The 19,736-nt window shown below is 74.0% G+C and carries 23 protein-coding genes; 9 read left to right on the plus strand and 14 right to left on the minus strand.

Translation table 11 applies throughout. The features are described 5' to 3' along the window. Window positions 1–5: 5 nt before the first annotated feature. Complete coding sequence (locus tag OG556_RS19340) at window positions 6–443, plus strand: SRPBCC domain-containing protein (protein WP_371518167.1); 438 nt, start codon at window positions 6–8, stop codon at window positions 441–443. A gap of 145 nt (window positions 444–588) precedes the next feature. After that, window positions 589–1,044, plus strand: a complete 456-nt coding sequence (locus OG556_RS19345) for an NUDIX domain-containing protein (protein WP_371518169.1) — start codon at window positions 589–591, stop codon at window positions 1,042–1,044. Between the two features lie 61 nt (window positions 1,045–1,105). Here OG556_RS19345 and OG556_RS19350 read toward each other — a convergent pair whose 3' ends face one another. The 3 genes from OG556_RS19350 to OG556_RS19360 all read right to left on the minus strand — a co-directional run bounded on the left by OG556_RS19350 (window position 1,106) and on the right by OG556_RS19360 (window position 3,690). Then, window positions 1,106–1,855: a Clp protease N-terminal domain-containing protein gene (locus OG556_RS19350; protein WP_371518170.1), complete on the minus strand. Its 750-nt coding sequence runs from the start codon at window positions 1,853–1,855 to the stop codon at window positions 1,106–1,108. A 196-nt stretch (window positions 1,856–2,051) separates the two neighbouring features. After that, a complete protein-coding gene (locus tag OG556_RS19355; RefSeq protein ID WP_371518171.1) occupies window positions 2,052–2,792 on the minus strand; it encodes a tyrosine-protein phosphatase in 741 nt (246 codons plus the stop codon). A 184-nt stretch (window positions 2,793–2,976) separates the two neighbouring features. Further along, window positions 2,977–3,690: a VC0807 family protein gene (locus tag OG556_RS19360; protein WP_371518172.1), complete on the minus strand. Its 714-nt coding sequence runs from the start codon at window positions 3,688–3,690 to the stop codon at window positions 2,977–2,979. 198 nt (window positions 3,691–3,888) lie between these two features. Here OG556_RS19360 and OG556_RS19365 point away from each other — a divergent pair, with 198 nt between their 5' ends. The 3 genes from OG556_RS19365 to OG556_RS19375 all read left to right on the plus strand — a co-directional run bounded on the left by OG556_RS19365 (window position 3,889) and on the right by OG556_RS19375 (window position 7,942). Beyond that, entirely contained in the window at window positions 3,889–4,779 is an 891-nt protein-coding gene (locus OG556_RS19365; protein ID WP_371522756.1) for an RNA polymerase sigma factor, read from the plus strand. Beyond that, window positions 4,776–5,924, plus strand: a complete 1,149-nt coding sequence (locus tag OG556_RS19370; protein ID WP_371518173.1) for a hypothetical protein — start codon at window positions 4,776–4,778, stop codon at window positions 5,922–5,924. The genes OG556_RS19365 and OG556_RS19370 overlap by 4 nt, the downstream gene beginning before the upstream one ends. Window positions 5,925–6,328: 404 nt before the next feature. Further along, the gene (locus OG556_RS19375) at window positions 6,329–7,942 is read left to right on the plus strand and encodes a protein kinase (protein WP_371518174.1); all 1,614 of its coding nucleotides are present in this window, start codon (window positions 6,329–6,331) and stop codon (window positions 7,940–7,942) included. Between the two features lie 33 nt (window positions 7,943–7,975). On the opposite strand, the gene OG556_RS19380 is transcribed toward OG556_RS19375, so the two are convergent. From OG556_RS19380 to OG556_RS19410, 7 genes are all read right to left on the minus strand, one after another. Beyond that, window positions 7,976–8,602, minus strand: a complete 627-nt coding sequence (locus OG556_RS19380) for a glyoxalase (protein ID WP_371518175.1) — start codon at window positions 8,600–8,602, stop codon at window positions 7,976–7,978. After that, complete coding sequence (locus OG556_RS19385; protein ID WP_371518176.1) at window positions 8,599–9,036, minus strand: helix-turn-helix domain-containing protein; 438 nt, start codon at window positions 9,034–9,036, stop codon at window positions 8,599–8,601. Before OG556_RS19385 ends, OG556_RS19380 begins: the two co-directional genes overlap by 4 nt. Window positions 9,037–9,150: 114 nt before the next feature. Then, a complete protein-coding gene (locus tag OG556_RS19390) occupies window positions 9,151–9,561 on the minus strand; it encodes a VOC family protein (RefSeq protein WP_371518177.1) in 411 nt (136 codons plus the stop codon). Window positions 9,562–9,646: 85 nt separating this feature from the next. Then, window positions 9,647–10,180 carry a potassium channel family protein gene (locus OG556_RS19395; RefSeq protein WP_371518178.1) on the minus strand — a complete coding sequence of 178 codons (534 nt, stop codon included), beginning with the start codon at window positions 10,178–10,180 and terminating at the stop codon, window positions 9,647–9,649. Window positions 10,181–10,313: 133 nt separating this feature from the next. Continuing rightward, entirely contained in the window at window positions 10,314–11,684 is a 1,371-nt protein-coding gene (locus tag OG556_RS19400; RefSeq protein ID WP_371518179.1) for a hypothetical protein, read from the minus strand. A gap of 151 nt (window positions 11,685–11,835) precedes the next feature. Beyond that, window positions 11,836–12,132, minus strand: a complete 297-nt coding sequence (gene tatA, locus OG556_RS19405; protein ID WP_063348755.1) for a Sec-independent protein translocase subunit TatA — start codon at window positions 12,130–12,132, stop codon at window positions 11,836–11,838. Between the two features lie 301 nt (window positions 12,133–12,433). Continuing rightward, on the minus strand, window positions 12,434–13,003 hold the full coding sequence (locus OG556_RS19410; protein ID WP_371518180.1) for an isoprenylcysteine carboxylmethyltransferase family protein: 570 nt from the start codon (window positions 13,001–13,003) through the stop codon (window positions 12,434–12,436). A 171-nt stretch (window positions 13,004–13,174) separates the two neighbouring features. Between OG556_RS19410 and OG556_RS19415 the strand changes: the two genes are divergently transcribed. Both OG556_RS19415 and OG556_RS19420 read left to right on the plus strand, forming a co-directional pair. Then, window positions 13,175–13,456 carry a type II toxin-antitoxin system Phd/YefM family antitoxin gene (locus tag OG556_RS19415; RefSeq protein ID WP_244293429.1) on the plus strand — a complete coding sequence of 94 codons (282 nt, stop codon included), beginning with the start codon at window positions 13,175–13,177 and terminating at the stop codon, window positions 13,454–13,456. 5 nt (window positions 13,457–13,461) lie between these two features. After that, window positions 13,462–13,740, plus strand: coding sequence for a type II toxin-antitoxin system RelE/ParE family toxin (locus OG556_RS19420; protein ID WP_063348757.1), 279 nt, complete (start codon window positions 13,462–13,464; stop codon window positions 13,738–13,740). Window positions 13,741–13,819: 79 nt separating this feature from the next. Here OG556_RS19420 and OG556_RS19425 read toward each other — a convergent pair whose 3' ends face one another. Further along, window positions 13,820–15,388: an MFS transporter gene (locus OG556_RS19425; RefSeq protein ID WP_371518182.1), complete on the minus strand. Its 1,569-nt coding sequence runs from the start codon at window positions 15,386–15,388 to the stop codon at window positions 13,820–13,822. Window positions 15,389–15,536: 148 nt separating this feature from the next. Between OG556_RS19425 and OG556_RS19430 the strand changes: the two genes are divergently transcribed. Beyond that, window positions 15,537–16,148: a TetR/AcrR family transcriptional regulator gene (locus OG556_RS19430; protein WP_371518183.1), complete on the plus strand. Its 612-nt coding sequence runs from the start codon at window positions 15,537–15,539 to the stop codon at window positions 16,146–16,148. Between the two features lie 223 nt (window positions 16,149–16,371). On the opposite strand, the gene OG556_RS19435 is transcribed toward OG556_RS19430, so the two are convergent. Beyond that, window positions 16,372–17,610, minus strand: coding sequence for an IS701 family transposase (locus OG556_RS19435; protein ID WP_371516237.1), 1,239 nt, complete (start codon window positions 17,608–17,610; stop codon window positions 16,372–16,374). Window positions 17,611–17,666: 56 nt separating this feature from the next. Next, window positions 17,667–17,984 carry a cupin gene (locus OG556_RS19440; RefSeq protein WP_371518184.1) on the minus strand — a complete coding sequence of 106 codons (318 nt, stop codon included), beginning with the start codon at window positions 17,982–17,984 and terminating at the stop codon, window positions 17,667–17,669. A 145-nt stretch (window positions 17,985–18,129) separates the two neighbouring features. Here OG556_RS19440 and OG556_RS19445 point away from each other — a divergent pair, with 145 nt between their 5' ends. Then, window positions 18,130–18,396, plus strand: a complete 267-nt coding sequence (locus tag OG556_RS19445; protein WP_063348761.1) for a hypothetical protein — start codon at window positions 18,130–18,132, stop codon at window positions 18,394–18,396. A gap of 136 nt (window positions 18,397–18,532) precedes the next feature. Here the strand turns inward: OG556_RS19445 and OG556_RS19450 are convergent, their stop codons facing one another. Then, window positions 18,533–19,690 carry an acyl-CoA dehydrogenase family protein gene (locus OG556_RS19450; protein ID WP_363617680.1) on the minus strand — a complete coding sequence of 386 codons (1,158 nt, stop codon included), beginning with the start codon at window positions 19,688–19,690 and terminating at the stop codon, window positions 18,533–18,535. Window positions 19,691–19,736: the final 46 nt, after the last annotated feature.

A 19,736-nucleotide genomic window follows, 5' to 3' on the forward strand; every position in this document is an offset into this window, starting at 1 on the left:
ACACCATGACCGAGAACCTGGGCGAGCTGACCATCACCCGCGAGCTGCCGGCCACCCCGGACGCCGTCTTCCGCGCCTACGTCGAGCCCGAGCAGTTCGTCCGCTTCTGGGGCCCGGTCGGCACCCACGTCGAGCTGGACACCGTGACCATCGAGCCGCGGGTGGGCGGGCGTTACGACAGCACCATGATCGTCGACGCGACCGGCGACGCGTACCCGATGCGCGCCAAGATCACCGAGATCCGCCCGGGCGAGCTGATCGCCCTGGTCGAGGAGAGCGTGGGCCTGCACTCCACGATGACCTTCAAGGACCTCGGCGACGGCCGCACCGAGGTGGTCCTGCACCAGACCGAGGTGCCGGCGATGTACTGCGGCCCGGAGGCTCAGGCGGGCCTCAACTCCAGCTTCGACCGCCTGGTCGAGCACCTCGCCGCGCAGCGCTGAACCGGCAGCGCTGCCGGCAGCGCTGAACCGACGGCGCTGAACCGACGGCGCCGGGCGGGTCGGTGGCAGAGTGGGCGGTGCAGAACCACCGTGCCCCAGGAGGATCGCAGTGACGGCTGAGCCCTTGAAGTCCCGTGAGGAATGGTTGGCTTCCCTGCCCAGGATCTACGCGGCGGCGGGCTGCCTGCTGCGGGACGAGTCCGGCCGGATCCTGATCGTGAAGGCCGGGTACCGCGAGTACTGGCAGTTCCCGGGCGGCACGATCGACCTCGGCGAGGGGCCGGTGGAGTGCGCCTCGCGGGAACTGCTGGAGGAGACCGGCATCGTCCGGGCGACCGGGGAGCTGCTGGCCATCTCCTGGACCCACCCCTCCACCGAACTCGACCACCCGGCGCAGCACTTGATGTTCGACTTCGGCACCGTCCCGGACGGCACCCCCGTGACCGTCCCGGCCGGCGAACTGGACCGGCACCAGTGGGCCACCGTCGAGGAGGCGCTGGAACTCCTCGGCCCGGCCCGTTCGCTCCGGCTGCGGGCGGCGCTGGAGGCGGCCGCCGACGGCCGGGTGCGGATCGTCACCACGCCGATCTCGGGTTTCTGACTCCCGCCCGGCCCAACCGACCGGCCCCGGGCGGGAGTTCCGCCCGGGGCCGGGCCCCGTCTCACGCCTGCTCGGCGTTCCGGGCGGCGATGATGGCCTTGATGGCCTCGGAGGTGAAGGTCTCCGCCTCGGACTTCTCGACGCCGAGGCCGGCGAGCACGCCCGAGCCGTTCTCCAGCTCCAGCAGGGCGAGCAGGATGTGCTCGGTGCCGACGAAGTTGTGCCCGAGCTTCAGCGCCTCACGGAAGGTCAGTTCCAGCACCTTCTTGCCCTGCGCGTCGTACGGGATCAGCGCGGGCACCTGCGCGGAGGCGGCCGGCAGGACGGCGGCGGTCGCCTCCCGGACGGCCTCCGGGGTGATGCCCTGGGCGGCGAGCGCCTTGAGTCCGATGCCCTCCGGTTCGGTGAGCAGGCCGAGCAGGAGGTGTTCGGCGGTGATCTCGGCGTTGCCGGCCGCCCTGGCCTCCTCCTGCGAGGCCATCACGACGTTCCGGGCCCGGTCGGTGAACCGGGCGAAGCCCTGGCTGGGGTCGAGGTCGGCGGGGGTGCCCGGGTCCTTGGGGACGAACCGCTTCTGGGCGGCCTGCTTGCTGACGCCCATGCTGCGGCCGATGTCGGTCCAGGAGGCGCCGGAGCGGCGGGCCTGGTCGACGAAGTGGCCGATCAGGTGGTCGGCGAGGTCGCCGAGGTGGTCGGCGGCGATGACCGCGTCGGACAACTGGTCGAGCGCGTCGGGGTGGACCTTCTTGATCGCGGCGATCAGGTCGTCGAGGCGCAGCGGAGTGGTGTTGGGAACGACGGGATTCTCCATGCGTCAACCGTAGGTTGTCGATCCCGGGTCGTCAACCATCGGTTGACGCTACGCGTGAGTAGTCTTCGGCGGTCCCTGCGGAACGGAGGCGTCCGATCGGCGGGCCGAGGATTCCGGCCCGGCCCGAAACCGGGCCGTCTCGCGAACTCGGGCTCCAGGTGGTCGAGTTGCAGGAGCCGTTCCGGTCCGGTGGCCGCTATGCGGCGGGCAGCAGCCGGGCGCGGACGGCGGCGACCTCGGCCGGGGTGGCCCCGGCGGCGAGCAGGTAGCCCGCCGGGTCGAGGCCCTCCAGCGCGTCCGCCAGGGCGGCTTCGGCGGTGGTGCCGGCCTCGGCGAGCACCGCGTCGATCCGGTGGTACTGGTCCGGCAGGCCCAGCATCCCGTACAGCGGGCGGACGTTGGGGCCGCTGAGCTGGTAGTCCTCGACGATCGCGGCCCGTTCGACGCCGGCCAGGGCGAGTAGCAGCAGGGCCGCCAGGCCGGTGCGGTCGCGGCCGGCGCCGCAGTGCACGACCAGGCCGCCGGGGCGGGCGCCGGCGATGGCGGCGATCAGCGCGGCGGCGGCGTGCGGGCAGTGGTCCAGGTAGGGGCGGAGCGCGAGCGGGGTGCCGTCCAGCCGGCCGTAGGCCTCCCACCAGGCGGGGCCGGCGAGTTCGTCCAGCGGGACGCGGATCAGCTCGACGCCCTCGGGGAGCGGGAGGAGCGGCTTGTACTCCTCGGCGTTGCGCAGGTCGACCACGGTGCGGACACCGTGGTCGAGGAGGGCGTCCCAGCCCTCGGCGGTGAGGCGGTCCAGGTTGTCCGCCCGGACTATCGCCCCGCGGGCGGTCGGCCGGCCGGAGACGGTGGGCAGCCCGCCCAGGTCGCGGACGTTCAGGCAGCCGTCCCACACGAGGGTGCGGTCCTCGGTGGTGGTCAGCGCGTGCGTCCGGCTCATGGGGGCCCCGTTTCCTCGACCGGGGGTCCCGTTACCCCCTCGTTATGAAGGACTCCCGGGAGATCCGGATGGTTCCGTGCTGTTCGGATCGCCGACACCCGGCGTTGGGGCCGGTACGGGCGCCGTCCGGGGGCGGTGGTGCTCCCCCGGGCGGCGGTGGACGGTGGGTGGACGGCACGCGAGGTCAGGCGGCGGTCGGGGCTTCGGTCTCGGCCGCGACCAGCTTCTCCATCGGCTCGGCCGCGATCCGGCCGAGCACCGCGCCGGCCGCGATCGCGCCGATCATGAGCACGGTGGACAGCCAGGCCATGGTCGCCACCGGCAGGGTGAAGGCGCCGACCACCCGGGCGGCGCAGTCGGCCAGCAGCGCGGTGCCCCAGACACCCGCGAACACCCGCTCGTGGCGCTGGAAGGCCCGGGAGCCGGCCGCCCGGCCCTCGACCAGCCGCTGCCAGGCGGCGGCTCGGTCGTGCTTGCCCTTGGTGAGGAAGGGCATCAGCACCGGGGTCATCACCGACCGGCCGACCAGCGCCGAGAACAGGATGGCCAGCGCCACGGTGCCGCTCAGTCCGCCGTCCTTGGCGATCATCAGCCGGGCGTCGCCGGTGACGAAGGTGAGCGCCAGGCCCGCCAGGTTCACGGTCAGCATCAGCGCGGCCCACAGGTTGAGCCTGCGCTCGCGCAGCAGGCCGAGCACGGTCCGGGCGGCCGGGATGGCGCTGCTCCACGCCAGCGCGGCGAACACGCTCAGGCCGCCGACCGAGTGCAGCAGGTAGTAGCCGGCCAGCGGGGCGACCACGTCGATGGCGAGCGGGCGGAGCCCGGCGGCCGACGGGTTCGGGGTGGTGCGGGCCTCGGCGGTGGTGGCAGCAGTGGTGGTGGTGACGGTTCGGCTCACGGCGGGTTCCTTTTCCCTGCTGGTGGCCGCGGGCCGCTGCCCGCGTCGTGCCTCCAGTGTTTCCGTCCGACCCTCCGTCAGAGCAGTGCCGTCCGTTGCCGGATCCGCGTGACAGCTGTCATGGTGCGGGCCGTGACAGCCGCTCCGACCTGCGACTTCTCCCGGCTCGCGGGGTCGCGTTCGCCCGGATGGCCCATGATGTGGCGGGTGCAGAGTGCAGAGCGCCCCGGAGCGGGCACCGGCAGCCCCGTCGGCCGGTCCGGACCAGTCCCTTCCGTCGGCCCGCCAGCGGGCCGGGCCCCCGCTCCCGCCGATCTGACCGAGGCCGTCCGGGCCGCCCAGGCCGGGGACGAGGAGGCGTTCCGGCTGCTGTTCCGGACCGTCCAGCCGGGCCTGTTGCGCTACCTGCGGGTCCTGGTCGGCGGTCGCCCCGAGGACGCCCAGGACGCCGAGGACATCGCCTCCGAGACCTGGCTCCAGATCGCCCGCGACCTGGGCGGCTTCTCCGGAGACGGCGACGGCTTCCGCGGCTGGGCCGCCACCGTCGCGCGCCACCGCGCGCTCGACCACCTGCGCGCCCGGCGCCGCCGCCCGGTCGCCGACCTGCCCTTCGAGTACCTGGCCGGGCTGGCCGCCGGGGACGACACCGCGGGCGCCGCGCTGGCCACCGTCGGCACCGCCGACGCGCTGGCGCTGATCTCCAGGCTGCCGCGCGACCAGGCCGAGGCCGTCCTGCTGCGGGTGGTCATGGAGCTGGACGCCGAGAGCGCCGCCCGGGTGCTCGGCAAGCGGGCCGGCAGCGTCCGGATGGCCGCCCACCGGGGGCTGCGGAAGCTGGCCACGCTGCTGGAGCAGTCCTTCGCGGCCGGGGTCGGGATCCCCGCCGCGCGCGAGGCCGAACCCGCCGTGCGGCGGCCCGGCCGACCCGGCCGGCGCCGTACCGGGGAGCCCGTCGAGGAACCCTCCGAGGAAACCGCGGGGAAGGCGGCCGGGAAGCCCACGGGGAAACCCGCGGGAAAGCCTGCGGGAAAAAGTTCTCCGCAAGGTGTGACAGAACGCCGGGCCGCGACGCTGAAGGACATGAGATGAGCACCAACCGATCCCGTCGGATCGACCGTGACGCTGCCGAGCATCTGCTCGGCGGTGCCGTGGGCGGCCCGCCGGCCGGGCAGGACGCCTCGCTCACCGGACCGGACGGCGGTCCCGGGCCGCTCGCCCGGATCCTCGCCGCGGCCGCCGCCCCGGCGACGGCCGACGAACTGGCCGGGGAGCAGGCCGCCCTGACCGCGTTCCGGGAGGCGCGTCTCACGCCCGACCCCGTAGTGACCACACCCGTCCGGAGACGATCGATGGCAACCGCCGCGCTGGCCAGGGCCTTCAGCACGAAGGCCACTGCCGCCGTGCTCGGCGCCACCGCGCTGTGCGGGGTCGCGGTCGCCGCCGGCACCGGCAACCTGCCGTCCCCGCTGGGCGGCGGGTCCGGCGCGCCCGAGCACACGCTCGCCGCCGCGGGCGGGCCCTCCGGCAGTGCGCCCGACACCGCGTCCGCCGATGCGTCGGCCGGCTCGGCCGACGGTTCGTCCGGCAGCTCGCCCGACGGTGCCGCGCCCGGCACCCCGCCCGTCCGCCCGTCCGGCGGCGGCTCCGCCTCGGGCGGCCCGCAGCTGGTCGGACCGTCCACCGCGCCGAAGCCCGGCACCCCCTCCGCCGATACCGACGGCGACGGCGACGTCGAGGGGCACGGCGCCCGGCCGCTCGCGCCCGGACTGGTCGCCCTCTGCCACGGCTTCGCCGACTGGTCGGGCCGGGGCGAGCGCTCACCGGCCACCGAGCCGCGGTTCGGCCCGCTGGTCGCGGCGGCCGGCGGGGCGGAGAAGGTGGCGGACTACTGCGCGGAGGTGCTCGGCGACGAGGACGACGACCACCCGGGTGCCGCCGCGCAGCCCCACGACCCCGGCCGGACCACCCCCGGCCCCGGTGCGGGCAAGGGGAACACCGAGGACGGCCGGGGCAACGGGCAGGACAAGGCCAAGACCAAGGACAAGGGAAACGGCCAGGACAACGGTCAGGACAAGGGCCAGGACAAGGGCCAGGACAAGGGAAACGGCGGCAACGGGGCCAAGCCGGGCCGGTCCGGCGTGACCGTCCCGGCGCCGCCGAGCGCGCCGCCCCTGCCCGACGTCCGCCCGAGCAGGACCGACCGGCCCGACGACAGCCAGTCGGGCCGGAGGTAACCCAGGAACTCCGGGTGGGCGGCGAGCGACTCCCCCCGGGCTCGCCGCCCACCCGGACCGCACCACCCGCAGGACCGCACCACCCGCAGTACCGCTCGTCAGTACCACCCGAAGACCCCGGGTGGCCGGTCGGCTCCCCGTGCCGTCCGGCCGCCCGGCCGGCCCCGGCCGGCCCCGGCAGGCGCTCACCCCGGACGCGCCGCCGGCCCGGTCGGCCTGGAACGTGCGGCCCGCCCTCCCGCAGTCAGGGCGGGTCGCACCCCCGCGCCGGCGGCCGGGGGACCGCTGCCCGGTCCCCCGACCGCCTCCCCGCCCCCGGCGGTGCGGTCCGGCGGTGCGGCTATCGTGCACAGGTGCACGAGGCGGCCCGGAACACCGGGCACGGCACGTGAGGGGAGTTCCAGGTGATCGGACGGGCGCTGAACGGGCGTTACGAACTCGTCGAGATACTCGGCGTCGGCGGCATGGCCACCGTCTGGCGCGGGCTGGACCACGTGCTGGGCCGCCAGGTGGCCGTCAAGGTCCTCAACGGGGGACTCGCCGACGACCCCCGCTTCGCCGAGCGGTTCAGCCGCGAGGCGCAGCACGCGGCCATGCTGGTGCACCCGAGGATCGTCATGGTCTTCGACTCGGGCGTCGACCAGGGCACGCCGTTCATCGTCATGGAGCTCGTCCACGGCCGTTCGCTCGCCGCCGTGCTGGTGCAGCAGCCGGGCCTGCCGGTGGAACGCGCCGTCGGCATCGCGGCGGCGGTCTGCGAGGCGCTGGCGGTCGCGCACGCGGCCGGGCTGGTCCACCGGGACATCAAACCCGGAAACATCATGATCACCGACGACGGCGGGGTGAAGGTCGTCGACTTCGGCATCGCCCGGGCCGGTTCGTCCAGCAACCTGACCCAGACGGCGAGCGTGCTCGGTACGGCCGCCTACCTGTCGCCCGAGCAGGCCACCGCCTCGCCCCTGGACGGCCGCACCGACCTCTACGCGGTCGGCTGCGTGCTCACCGAAATGCTCACCGGCGAGACCCCGTTCACCGCCGAGACCCCGGTGGCGATCGCCTTCAAGCACGTCAGCGAGCAGCCCCTGCCGCCGTCCTACCGCCGCCCCGGCCTGCCGCCCGCGCTGGACGCGGCCGTGCTGCGCCTGCTCGCCAAGAACCCCGCCGACCGGCCGGCGGACGCCGTCGCGGCGCGGGCCGAACTCCTCTCCACCATCCCCGGGTTGGCGGTCGGCGACCCGACGACGGAACTCCTCGCCACCGCCGCCGCCACCCAACTGCTGCCGCCCGTGAGGCCGGTGAACCCCAACCAGCAGCACACCACGCTGCTCCCGCCGCAGGCCCCGGCCGTCACCTCGCTGATGGCGCCCGTCCCGCAGGCCCCGCCGGCCACTTCGCTGATGGCGCCCGTCCGGCAGGGCCCGCCCGCGCCCGCCGGCCGCGGCCGCCGCCGCAGCAGGCCCCTCGTCCTCGGCGCGCTGGGTGTGGTCGGACTCGCCGGCGTCACCGCCCTGGCCGTCGCCGCCCTGGACGAGCCCGCCGGCAACGCCGCCGCCCCCGCTCCCACCAAGCCGCCGGCGGCCACCGCCCCCAGCACCCCGGCCGCCGCGCCCAGCACCCCGGCCCGCGCGTCCACCCCCGCGGTGACCCCGACGCCCACCACCGCGGCCCCCACCACCCCGGCCGGGCTCCCCACGGCCCCCAACCCCGGCGTCCCCGGCAACCAGGGGGCGGCCCTCCAGCTCAACGCCTTCCGCCAGGCCGTCGTCCAGACCCAGGTCGCGGGCAAGGAGCACGACCGCCAGGCGCAGCTGCTGCGCATCCTCGACGACGCCTCCGCCCGCCTCAACGAGGGCAATCCGGACGACGCGGCCCAGGAGCTCAAGGACGCCCAGAAGGTGATCCGCGACCTGGCCAAGAAGCACGCCATCGACGGCCCCACCTACGCCAACTGGAACGCCCGCCTCGGCGCCCTGCTGGTCACCCTGCACGCCACGGCCGCCGACAACCAGGACTGGTGACCTCGGGGGCGGGGTTCTGTCCGACGGGGCGGTTCAGCGCGCGGCCGCGGGCTGTTCGGCCGCCCAGGCGAACCCGTCCGGGTCGGTGAAGGTTCCGGCGGTGCCGCCGATCACGAGCCGGTGCGATCCGCTGCCGTCGGGGGAGACGCCGGCGTCCTTGGCGAGGGCCCGGCGCTTGTACAGCGCGAGCTTGACCGGGCCGGACCCGGTGGCGAACTCGACGTACACCGGCCCGAAGCTCTTCGCCACGGTGAGGCCGCGGTCGACGTAGAACCGCTTGCTCGCGGAGACGTCCGCGACTCCCAGCAGGAGCACGAGCTGGTCGATGTGCCGGGTGGCCGGCCCGGTGTCCTTCTTCGCGGAGGTCGCGATCTTCCAGATCGTCCCGTCCGGGGCCCGGACGACGCCGCCGTAGCCCCAGAGCGACTTCGCGGCGGGCTTGAGGGCGGTGGCGCCGGCGTCGAGGGCGGCGCCGACGAAGCCGTCGACGGTGGCGGGCCGGGACACCGTGAGCGACAGCGTGAACCCGCGGAAGCCGGTGGTCGGCTCCTGCGAGGCCCGCAGGCGCAGCTGCGTGTCCAGGCCGAAGGCGGTGGTGTAGAAGCTGCGGGCGGCCGTGGGGTCGGCCACGTCGAGGACGAGGGAGTCGATGGAGGTCATGTCCGCCACGCTAGGCGCGGCCCGGCGGCCGGGGCTTCTCGAATCCTGACCGGTCCGGCGGCCCGTCGTGCGCGGCGCCGGTAGTCGTCGGGCGGCATGCCGACCAGTTCGGTGAAGCGGGCGCGGAAGGCGTCCGGCGAGGTGCAGCCGACCGCGCGGCGGACCGCGGTGACGCCGAGGTCGCCGCAGCGCAGGAACGCGGCCGCGCGCTCGACGCGGCGCGCCGTCAGGTACCCGTACGGCGAGTCTCCGTAGGCCAGCCGGAACTCGCGGCTGAGCTGCCCGGCCGCGAGGCCGGCGTCGCGGGCGAGCGCCAGGACGTCCAGCGGCCGCGCGTACTCGCGGTCGATCCGGTCCCGGACGCGGCGCAGCCGCGCGAGGTCCTTCAGGCGCTGCGCCGCCGCGCGGGCGCGGGCCCACGAGGGGTGACACACGGGAGGACTCCTCTCACCGGGCCCGACTCCGGCCGTCGCGGCCGGGGCAGCCGTGGCAGCCGTGGCAGGTATGGCAGCCGGGGCGGCCGTCAGGGACTGCGCGGTCCGCACGGCTCAGCGCAGCTCCTGGATGCGGATCAGGTTGCCGGCGGGGTCGCGGAAGGCGCAGTCGCGCATGCCGTACGGCTGCTCGGTCGGCTCCTGGACGACCTCGGCGCCGCCGGCCTGCACCGCCCGGAAGGTGCCGTCGAGGTCCCGGGTGGCCAGCAGGATCCAGCCGTAGGTGCCCTTGGCCATCATCTCGGCGATGGTGCGGCGCTCGTCCTCGGTGATCCCGGGGTCGACGGCCGGCGGTGCCAGGAGGATGGAGGTGTCGGGCCGGTCGGCGGGGCCGACGGTGATCCAGCGCATCTTGCCCTGCCCGACGTCGCCGCGGACCTCGAAGCCGAGGACGTCGCGGTAGAAGGCCAGGGACGCGTCCGGGTCGTCGTGCGGGAGGACGCTGGTGTGAATGGTGATGTCCATGGCGCCGATGCTAGGTGTGGCCGCGCGGGCGTGCTTCTCGAATCCTGATCGATCGGACGCGGCTGTCCACAGCCTGTGGACGACGTCACGGCTTGCGGTGGCTCCGGGTCTCGACGCTCGCCCGGATCGCCCGCGACAGCGTCCCCGCCGCCGTGGCGAGGAAGACGAAGGTGTACCCGATCTGCAGGATCACCACGAGGCGAGGGGCCTGACCGGCCGGGGTGATGTCGCCGTAGCCGACGGTGGCCAGGGTGACGACGGTGAAGTACAGGGCGTCGAGCCGGGTGACCAGCCCGTCGAAATCGCCCGGCCGGGCGGCCATGACGTAGTAGGTCGCGGCGAAGATGGTCATCGCGAGGAAGATCAGGAAGGTCAGCCAGACCACCGGGCGCTTCGCGTCGCCCCGCAGCACGGCGGTGGTCTTCGCCAGCAGCAGGCCGGTCAGGCCGACCAGCGCGGCGGCGAACACGAGCCAGCTGAGGACGGGGTGGCGGTAGCCGAGCCGGCGCAGGGGGAGCAGCCAGTACGCGAGGATCAGCGCGGTGCAGGCGCCCAGCAGCCAGAGCGCGGACCGCGGGTCGACCCGGCCTTGCGGTGGCGGTGGCTGGCTTCCGGACATCGCGTCCAGCCTGCGGCAGCGCCGGGCCGGCCGCGTCCCGGGCTGGGCCGTTCGGGCCGTTCGGGCCGTTCGGGCCAGAGCGTCCGGGGGTGTGTCGGCGGGGGCCGCGGCACCGGCCCCCGCTGACCGCCCCTCAGGCGGAGGCCGGGGCTCCTCCGTCCGGTCGGCCGGGTTCGTCCAGCAGCTCCAGCAGGGCCAGGACGGCGACCAGCGCGAGCGCCAGGCAGAGCGTCACCAGCACCGTCGGATAGCTCCACAGCACGAACGCCAGCGCCGCGCCCGCGACCGCCGCCCAGCCCAGCCAGGCCTTCCAGCGGTGGACGAACCGCCCGACCGGCCCGAGCCGCAGCCCGGCCCGTTCGGCGGTGCTCCGGGCCGCGCCGAGCCCCGCGTGCCAGCCGCTGCGCGCGGTGCGGGCCCAGCGACCGCCGCCGCTGATCCAGGCGCCGAGCGCGACGACCAGGCCGAGCGCGATCACCACCCGGACGGCGGAGCGCAGGTAGCGCACCAGCGCGTCGTACACCGCCTGGGCGGCCGCCTGGTCCACCCCGGCGGGGAGCCCGTCCAGGTAGACGGCCCGGAACACGCTCAGCCCGATGCCCAGCAGCAGCGCCCCGGCGGCCATCCCCAGCGCCACCGTGACCGCCGCCCGGCGCCGCCGGACCGCGAGCAGCACCCCGCCGACCGCGCAGGCCAGCGTGAGCACCGGCATCCAGAAGCCGGCCAGGTCCAGCAGCCGCAGGCCGGTGCGGACCTTGGGGATGGCGTCGGACTGCACCAGCGTGAACGAGGTGTGGATCTCCGGGATCCTCGCGGCCGGCGCGAGCCCGTTGTCGACCAGCGCGGTCTTCACCCGGGCGATCACCGGGGCGAGGTCGAGCACCACGGTGTCGTTCCTGACCTCGACGGCGCCGCCGCCCTGCCCGGTCAGCATCCGGTCGATCGCGGTGTGCGCCTGCCGGTTGACGTCGGTCCAGAGGGTGGCGAAGGCGTCGCTGTCCACCACCCGCTGGACCTGGTTGTGGACGAAGCCGGTGAGCCCGTCGGTGAGGGCCTGGCCGATGCCGTTCAGCAGCGCGCCGAGCTTGGGCCGGTCGTCGGGGGCGATGTTGTCGAGCAGCGAGTCGACCGGGATCCGCGCCACGACCTCGTCGGTGACCCGATTGGTGACGGCCGCCCTGACCGCCGGGTCCCTGGCCAGCGGCGCCATGGTCGCGACGTACCGGTCGGTGTCGCCGATCTCCGACCTCGCCCACACCGCGACGGCGCTCAGCGGGGTCAGCACGCAGGCCAGCAGGATCAGCAGGACGGCGAAGAGGGAGCGCACCCGGTGGCGGTCCGGGCGGGTCGCCAACTGCCGGGTGAGCTGCGCCTGGTGGGCCTCGGCGGCGCTCAGGCGGGCCCGCAGGTCGGCCAGCTCGTCGGGCGACCCGGCGGGGGGTCCGCCCGGCGGTCCGGCGGGTGGTCTGGCGGGCGGCTCGTCGCCCGGCTCGTCGGTGGGCATGCCGCGACTCCGTTCCTCCGGTGGGTGCATACCAGGAGATAACGGATCAGATCGGACGGCCAGCCGGGAGGGCCGCGAGCAGCCCGGATGCAGCAGAAGCCCCCGGCACCGTCGTCGGACGGTACCGGGGGCTTCCGGAGGAGAGCGGGACTCAGACGGCCGTCTCGGGCCGCTTCGTCTCGGTGGCCTTGGTCACGTTGGTCGGCGTGACGGCCGGCGGGGTCGTGGCGGCCGGCTGCGGCGCGGCGGTGCTCTGCGCGGTGCCGGCGCTCTGCGCGGCGTCCGCCGGGGCCTCGTCCTCGCGCAGCGCCTTCGTCTCCGCCTTCAGGATGCGCATCGACTTGCCGAGGCCGCGGGCCATCTCCGGCAGCTTCTTCGACCCGAACAGCAGGATGACGATCGCCAGCACCACCAGGAGGTGCCAGGGCTCAAGACCGTTCCGCAGCATCCCTGGCCACCGGTCCCTTCTTGTCTAGAGTCAAGGGTGGGCGAGCGCCCGTGCTGGCCAGTATGCCTGGCGACGACGGCGAACGGATACACCGGCCGGGAAACGCTGGCCAAAAAGCAGGTGCCGTTCGAGCGGAACGCGAGCGCCGGCGGCGGCGGCCGGAACCGGCCCGGTCCGGCTCGCGCACCCGTGACCAGCCCGCACGGCACCGCACCGCGCAGCACCTGCCTCTCCGGTCCCTCGGGCCCCTCCGGTTGCGTCGCCGGGGTCCGCCGTCGGCAACCGCCCGATCGGCGGCGGCTCAGTACACGAAGGGCACGAGTCGCTTCGACGTCCGCCGGTATTCCGCGTACTCCGGCCCGAAGGCGGCCAGCAGCAACCGCTCCTCGGCGGCGATCCGCCAGCCGTACGCGCCGAGCAGCAGCGCTGGCACCAGCAGGGCCGCCGGCCAGCTGCCCAGGCCGAGCGCGTAGCCCGTCCAGACCAGCAGGCTGCCGGCGTAGCCGGGGTGGCGGATCTGCCGGTACGGGCCGCTGCGGACGACGCGCTGGGTGTCCACGGTGCGCAGGGTGCGGGTGTAGTAGCGGCCCAGGGTGCGCATGCCCCAGGCCCGCAGGGCCAGCCCGGCGGCGATCAGCGCGATCCCGAACCAGCGGGCCCAGAGCGGCAGTTCGCCGATCCCGGCGCGGCCGAACAGCACCACGACCAGCACCGCGGCGGCGTAGCAGGCGAGCAGCAGCCGGGTCGAGCCGCGGTCGCGGTCGTCCGCGCGCCAGGTGCCGGCGGCGGAGTCCTCGCGGCGACGCAGCATCAGCTCGTAGCCGACCCAGCAGAGCAGGCCGAGGAGGGAGAGCAGGGTCGTCAGGGACATGCGGCGGCTCCCGGCGGAGAGGAGGGACGGGCCAGATACCCCTTCACGGTCCTCCCCGGAGCCCGCCGACGCACGCCCCCGGAGGTGGACTCCCCAGCCTCCACCCCCAGGTGGATCGTCCGGCCCGCCGGACTCGATAAGTAACAGATGTACAACTGCTACATTGACGTCATGAGCGAGCCAGTGATCGAGTCGATGGCCGAGGTCCGGAGCCATCTCGCGGATGTGATCGACCGGGCGCGACGTGACGAGACTCCGACGATCATCACGAGGCGCGGTCGGCAGGAGGCGGTGGTGATCGACATCGCCGAGTACCAGCGCCTGCGGGAAGTCGCCGAGCAGGCCGAGGACGAGTGGCTGAACCGCCTTGCGGACGAGGCGGAGGCCGAGGGCCTCGAAGGCTCCGTGTCGCTGGAGGAAATGGCCGCTATGCTCCGCGAACACCACGGCTGAGCGCGATGGGGTATGTCACGCGGTTCAGTCCTGGCGCGCAACGGGATCTTCTCAAGGTGCCCAGGCCGGACGCTGTCCGCATCCTGCACCGCCTCGCCGAGTTGCAGAAGGCGCTGGACGTCGGCGACACCTCGGGCTTCGACATCAAGTCGCTCCAGGGGCACCAAGCTCGGTGGCGGCTGAGGGTGGGGGACTACCGGGTGCTGTACACCGTCGAGGACGGGGTGCTGATCGTCTGGGTCATGGCGGTCGGCAACCGTCGTGAGGTCTACCGGCACCGGTAGGGATCGGCGGGAACGGTGGAGAGCCCCCGCCCGTGGGGGCGGGGGCTCTCGATGACTCGCGTGGATCGGGCCGGGTGGGTCAGACGGTGACGGCCTCGGCTGCGGCCTCGGCCTCGGCCTCGGGGGCCGGGGCGGCGGCGGGGAGGTGGCGCATCAGGCGGTAGGCCAGCAGGGCGGCGCCGAGGGCGAAGACCAGGCCGACCACCGCGGCGACGTGCAGGCCGTCGGTGAAGGCGGCCCGGGCGGTCTCCAGCAGGTCCGTGCCGATCCGGCCGGGCAGGTGGCCGGCGACGGTGACCGCGCCGCCGAGGGTGTCCTGGGCGGCCCGGGCGGCCTCGCCGTCGACGCCGACCGGGAGGGCGCCGTCCAGCTGGTGGCGGTAGACGGCGGCGCCGGCCGCGCCGAGCAGGGCGATGCCGAGCGAGCTGCCGAGTTCGACGGCGGTCTCGGAGGTGGCGGAGGCGGCGCCGGCCTGCTCGGCGGGGGCGGCGGAGACGACCATTTCGGCGGTCATGGTCATGGTGCCGACGGTGCCGGCGGCGAGGACGCCCGCCGCGACGAGGACGAGCGCCAGCGGGGAGTGCGCGCCGACCTGGGTCATCAGCGCGAAGCCCGCCGCTCCGACCAGGAACCCGCCGCCCATCAGGGCCGCCGGGCGGACCTTGCCGGCCAGCGCCGAGCTGGTGCCGACGGCCACGCCGACGCCGACGCTGGGCACCAGCGACCAGAGCGAGGCGGTGAGCGGGCTCATGCCCTTGACCAGCTGCAGGTACTGCGAGGTGAAGAGGGAGAAGCCCATCATCGCGAACATCGCGATGGTGTTGACGCTGATCGCGCCGCTGAAGGTGCGGATCCGGAACAGGCCGAGGTCGATCAGCGGGTCGGCGGCGGTGCGCTGGCGCCGGACGAACGCGGCGGCCAGCAGCAGGCCGGCCGGGACGGCGAGGGCGGGCAGCGGGCTCCAGCCGTCCACGGCGAGGGTCTTGACGCCGTAGACCAGCGGCAGGATCGCGGCCATCGAGAGCGCGGCGCCGGGCAGGTCGAAGCGGCCGGTGCGGGCGGTGGAGCGGTACTCGGGGAGCAGGACGGGCGCGGTGAGCAGTACCAGGGCCATCACCGGGACGGCGACCAGGAACACGGAGCCCCACCAGAAGTGGTCGAGCAGCAGGCCGCCGGCGACCGGGCCGAGGGTGGCGCCGGCGGTGAGGACGCCGCCCCAGGCGCCGAGGGCGATCTGCCGCTGCTTGGGGTCGTGGAACATGTTGCGGATCAGCGCGAGCGTCGAGGGCATCACGGTGGCCCCGGCGGCGCCGAGCAGGGCGCGGGCGGCGATCAGCTGGCCGGCGGTGTCGGCCCTGGCCGCGAGCAGCGAGGCGCCGATGAAGCCGGCGGTGCCGATCATCAGCAGCCGGCGGCGGCCGATCCGGTCGCCCAGCGAGCCCATGGTGATGAGCAGCCCGGCGAGCAGGAACGAGTACACGTCCATGATCCACAGCTGCTGGGTGCCGCTGGGCGCCAGCGTGGTGGAGATGAAGGGGACGGCGAAGAAGAGCACGCCCATGTCCATGGCCAGGACGAGGGTCGGGAGCAGGAGGACGGCCAGGCCGATCCATTCGCGACGGCCTGCGCGGCCGGTGGTTGCGGTCATGGGGAAGACGGTACGGACGTGTCAGACGCTTGTCTAGTACGTATGTGTAAATCGCTCGTGCGAGACGGCAGTGTGAGACGTAAGTATGAGACGTCAGTGCGAGACATTCGTGCAAGACATCTGTGCAGTCCTTCCGTAGGATCGGGTCATGGGAAACCGCGAAGACCTGATGGCCGGCGCCAAGCGCTGCCTGTACGAGAAGGGGTACGGGCGCACCACCGCCCGTGACGTCGCGACCGCCTCGGGCGTCAGCCTGGCCGCGATCGGCTACCACTTCGGTTCGAAGGACGCGCTGCTCAACGCCGCGATGATCGAGGCGATCGGGGAGATGGGGGCGTCCCTGGGCGCGGTGGTGGACGCCGCCAACCGGGTGTCCGACGACCCGGAGGAGCGCTTCGCCGCGGTCTGGGACGGCCTCAGGACCGTCTTCACCGAGCACCGCGGGCTCTGGGCGGCCCAGTTCGAGGCGCTCGCCCAGGCCGCGCACGCGCCCGAGCTGGCGCACGCGTTCGCGGAGGCGCAGAAGGAGGGCCGGCTCGGTCTCGCCGCGCTGTTCCAGGGGCTGCCCGAAGTGCCGGACACCGAGGAGGAGGTCGTCCGCGGCTCCTTCTACCAGACCCTGCTGGCCGGGTACGCCGCCCAGTGGCTGGCCGCCCCCGAACTGGCGCCGAACGGGCGGGACTTCCTGCGCGGGCTGCGGCTGGTCAGCGGAAGCGTGTTCGGCCCCGCGGTGCCGTCACCGCCTGCCACCGCCCGCTGACGGCGGTTGCCCGCTGTCGACGGCTGCCGCCCCGCCAGGTCCTGTCCGGCCGATCTTGCCGGGCCAAGACCGACCGGACAGGACCTAGTAGTACTTCGTTAGGTCTGGCGTGGTCGGGTGCGTCCCGGTCGGCGTGTGGTGGGTAACTCGCGGTGGCAGGTGGGGCATTCGCCGGTCCAGGCCCGTATCAGGTCCTGGATGGTGTCGAGGACTCGGTAGAAGGTCAGGCCGGCGTCTCGACTTTTGGGTCGAGGCGCCGGAGGGTGAGGAAGGCGTGGGCGGCGGTGACCAGGGTGACGTGGTGGTGCCAGCCGCGCCAGGTGCGGCCCTCGAAGTGGTCCAGGCCCAGGCCGTGTTTCATCTCGCGGTAGTCGTGCTCGATGCGCCAGCGGATCTTGGCCAGGCGCACGAGGCGGCGGATCACGGTGTCGGGTGGCAGGTTGGTGAGCCAGTAGTCGGTGGGCGCGGTCGCGCCGGGAGGCCATTCGACCAGCAGGGTCTCGGCCGGTAGGACGCCGTTCCATGCGGCGCCGCCGCCGGCCTCGGCGGCGGCGAGCGTCCGGGGGATCTTCCCCGCGGGCCGCACCTGCAGGACGCGAAAGCGCGAGCGCATCGCCCCGCGGCTGCCCTGACGCCAGGTGACCTGCCGAAACGCACGGCGCCCGCCTTCGGTGGCGAGCTCGTGCAGGGCGACGGAATCCGTGCGGTAACGGGGCAGTGTCCTGCGGCCGGCACCGCCATAGGCGGGCGCCACCGGTTCGGCGTCGTGGCGGTGCGCGGTCTCGTCGCCGCGCACCGCCACGATGTAGTCCAGGCCCCGTGAGCGCAGGGCATGGCGGAACGCGGCGGACTGGCCGTAGCCCGCGTCGGCGACCACGACCTGCGGGGCGAGCCCCCAGGAGATCAACTCTTCGAGGGCGTCGACGGCCAGGCGCCACTTCTCGACGTGCCCGACCTCCGGTGGCAGGCCGGTGCGACGGCGGCGGGCATCGTCACGATCGTCCCACTCCGGCGGCACGAACAGCCGCCAGGACAGCGGGCCGGAGGCCTGGTCGGTGACGGCGTGGACGCTCACCCCGACCTGGCAGAGAGAGCGTTTGCCCAGCGCGCCGCAGTACTGCCGAGACGTGGCCACGGACTGGTCGCCGGCCTTCGGGAACGAGGTGTCGTCGATCACCCACGCCTCCGGCGCGAGGGCGGCGGTCATCTTCCGTGCGATCTGCCGCAGAACCGGCGTGTGGTCCCACGGCGACTGGCTGACGAACTGCTGCAGCGCCTGCATGTTCCCGTCCGGCAGCCGCTCGGCCATCGGCTGGATCGACTTGCGCCGCCCGTCCAACATCAGCCCGCGCAGATAGCAATCCCCTTGCCGGCGCTGATCCTTGCGCGCGAGCGATGCGAAGACCTCGGCCACGAAGTCGCCGAGGTCCCCACGAAGCTTCTCCACCTCACCAAGATCCACAGACCGCAGCATGCACCGCCACGACCACAAGATCAAATCAACCTAACGAAGTACTACTAGGCGGTGACCACCGTCAGCAGCACCACCGAGTCGACGTGGGCCAGCAGCCCGTGCCGCTCCTGGGGCACCGGCTCCAGCCGTCCGACGGGCAGCTCCAGGTGCCGGCCGGCGATGGTCAGCGAGACCCGGCCGCGCAGCACCTGGACGCTGCCGGCGGTCGGCGGGGTGTGCTCGTCCAGCGAGGTGCCCGCGGTCAGCGCGATCACGGTCTGCCGCAGGACGCCGTCGTGGAGCACCAGGTGGGCGCTGCGCCCGTGCGGGCTCTCTGCCGCCCGGGCGACGTGCTCCACGGCGAGCTGTTCGAGATCGGGCATCGCGCGTCCTCCTGACCCGGCGTGCCGGGCCGACCCCGGGCGCCGCCGGACCGGCGCCGTGTGCCCAGGTTCGCGGACGCGCCGGGCTCGCGCACCCGGAGCCGTTCGACGTGCAGCCCCCGGCGAGTGCCCGCATCGTGGAGGCATGGCTATCAACGAGACAGTCTCCGGCGGGTTCCAGGTCAACCGCTCGCTGCTGGCCGGCGGCGCGCTGCTCACCGGTATCGGCGCCGTGCTCGGCGTGGCCGGGGCGGCGATGGTGTGCGCGGCGCTGGCCACGGCCGGCCGCAGCTGGGTGCGCAGCCTGGAGACCGCGCCGGCCGCGTTCGCCCAGCGGGCGCTGCGCGAGGCGAAGGTGGCGTCCAGCGCGGGCTGGGAGGCCTGGCGCGCGGAGCACGGTTCGCCCAACTGAGCGCACCCGCCCAACTGAGCGCACCCGCCCAACCGAGCGCACCCGCCCAACCGAGCACGCCGGCCCCGCCCGAGTGCCCCCGGCCGGGTGCGGCGGGCCGCCATGGGGGTGCGGCCCGCCGCGGCTGTGGGCCCGCCTACAGGCCGAGCGACTTGGCGATGATGCTGCGCATGACCTCGCTGGTGCCGCCGTAGATCCGGAACACCCGGTTGTCGGTGTAGAGCCGGGCGATCGGGTACTCCAGGATGTAGCCGTAACCGCCGTGCAGCTGAAGGCATTTGTCGATGACGGTGGAGGCCGACTCGGTGCAGAACAGCTTCGCGGCGGCCGCGTCGGCGACGGTCAGCTCCCCCTGCTGGTACAGCTCCAGCGCGCGGTCCACCATCGACTGCTGCGCCACCACCTGGGCCTCGCAGTCGGCCAGGGTGAACTTGGTGTTCTGGAACTCGGCCACCGCCTTGCCGAACACCTTGCGGTCCTTGACGTACTGGAGCGCGAACCGCACCGCCGCGGCCGCCGACGCGTACGCGCTGACGGCGATCGCCAGCCGCTCCTGCACCAGGTTGTGGGTCAGGTAGGAGAAGGCCCGGCCCTCCTCGCCGAGCAGGTTCTCCACCGGCACCCTGACGTCGCTGAAGGCCAGTTCGGCGGTGTCCGAGGTGCGCAGGCCGATCTTCTGCAGCTTGCGGCCGACCGTGTAGCCGGGGGACGTGGTGTCCACGCAGAGGATGGACAGGCCGGCCCGGCGGTTGTCCGGGTCGTACGGGGCGGTGCGGCAGACCACCAGGACGAGGTCGGCCAGCACACCGCCGGTGATGAAGGTCTTGGCGCCGTTCAGGACGTAGTGGGTGCCGTCCTCGGAGAGCTTCGCGGTGGTGGCGATGCCCGCGAGGTCGGAGCCGGCGCCCGGCTCGGTCATCGCGATGGCGGTCATGATGTCGCCGGAGACGAAGCCGGGCAGCCAGCGCCGCTTCTGCTCCTCGGTGGCGTACTCCAGCAGGTAGGGCAGGACCAGCGCGGTGTGCACGCCCGAGGAGCCGAAGCTCACGCCCGCCCGGGCGGTCTCCTCGGTGATCACCGTCTGGTACTTGAAGCCGCTCTCGCCCGCGCCGCCGTACTCCTCCGGCACCTCGATGCCGTAGACGCCGAGCGCGCCGAGCTGCCGGTAGAAGTCGCGCGGCGGGTGGCCGTCGGCCTCCCAGCTCTCGTAGACCGGGACGACCTCGTTGGCGATGAAGTCCCGGATGGTCTCCCGGAAGGCCTCGTGGTCCTCGTTGAACACGGTGCGGCGCACGGCGGCGCTCCCTTCGGTGGTGACCGGCTGCGGGCGCCGGCAGGGG

The organism is Kitasatospora sp. NBC_01300 (assembly GCF_041435235.1).
Taxonomy (GTDB): Bacteria; Actinomycetota; Actinomycetes; order Streptomycetales; family Streptomycetaceae; genus Kitasatospora.

What these genes read in the sequence shown, in the direction of transcription:
- OG556_RS19440 (WP_371518184.1), bottom strand. Translation starts at nt 17,984, where the DNA reads ATGCCCGATCTCGAACAGCTCGCCGTGGAGCACGTCGCCCGGGCGGCA.
- OG556_RS19340 (WP_371518167.1), top strand. Translation starts at nt 6, where the DNA reads ATGACCGAGAACCTGGGCGAGCTGACCATCACCCGCGAGCTGCCGGCC.
- OG556_RS19395 (WP_371518178.1), bottom strand. Translation starts at nt 10,180, where the DNA reads ATGTCCGGAAGCCAGCCACCGCCACCGCAAGGCCGGGTCGACCCGCGG.
- OG556_RS19365 (WP_371522756.1), top strand. Translation starts at nt 3,889, where the DNA reads ATGTGGCGGGTGCAGAGTGCAGAGCGCCCCGGAGCGGGCACCGGCAGC.
- OG556_RS19390 (WP_371518177.1), bottom strand. Translation starts at nt 9,561, where the DNA reads ATGGACATCACCATTCACACCAGCGTCCTCCCGCACGACGACCCGGAC.
- OG556_RS19410 (WP_371518180.1), bottom strand. Translation starts at nt 13,003, where the DNA reads ATGTCCCTGACGACCCTGCTCTCCCTCCTCGGCCTGCTCTGCTGGGTC.
- OG556_RS19370 (WP_371518173.1), top strand. Translation starts at nt 4,776, where the DNA reads ATGAGCACCAACCGATCCCGTCGGATCGACCGTGACGCTGCCGAGCAT.
- OG556_RS19425 (WP_371518182.1), bottom strand. Translation starts at nt 15,388, where the DNA reads ATGACCGCAACCACCGGCCGCGCAGGCCGTCGCGAATGGATCGGCCTG.
- OG556_RS19350 (WP_371518170.1), bottom strand. Translation starts at nt 1,855, where the DNA reads ATGGAGAATCCCGTCGTTCCCAACACCACTCCGCTGCGCCTCGACGAC.
- tatA (WP_063348755.1), bottom strand. Translation starts at nt 12,132, where the DNA reads ATGCTGCGGAACGGTCTTGAGCCCTGGCACCTCCTGGTGGTGCTGGCG.
- OG556_RS19355 (WP_371518171.1), bottom strand. Translation starts at nt 2,792, where the DNA reads ATGAGCCGGACGCACGCGCTGACCACCACCGAGGACCGCACCCTCGTG.
- OG556_RS19445 (WP_063348761.1), top strand. Translation starts at nt 18,130, where the DNA reads ATGGCTATCAACGAGACAGTCTCCGGCGGGTTCCAGGTCAACCGCTCG.
- OG556_RS19430 (WP_371518183.1), top strand. Translation starts at nt 15,537, where the DNA reads ATGGGAAACCGCGAAGACCTGATGGCCGGCGCCAAGCGCTGCCTGTAC.
- OG556_RS19415 (WP_244293429.1), top strand. Translation starts at nt 13,175, where the DNA reads ATGAGCGAGCCAGTGATCGAGTCGATGGCCGAGGTCCGGAGCCATCTC.
- OG556_RS19420 (WP_063348757.1), top strand. Translation starts at nt 13,462, where the DNA reads ATGGGGTATGTCACGCGGTTCAGTCCTGGCGCGCAACGGGATCTTCTC.
- OG556_RS19380 (WP_371518175.1), bottom strand. Translation starts at nt 8,602, where the DNA reads ATGACCTCCATCGACTCCCTCGTCCTCGACGTGGCCGACCCCACGGCC.
- OG556_RS19400 (WP_371518179.1), bottom strand. Translation starts at nt 11,684, where the DNA reads ATGCCCACCGACGAGCCGGGCGACGAGCCGCCCGCCAGACCACCCGCC.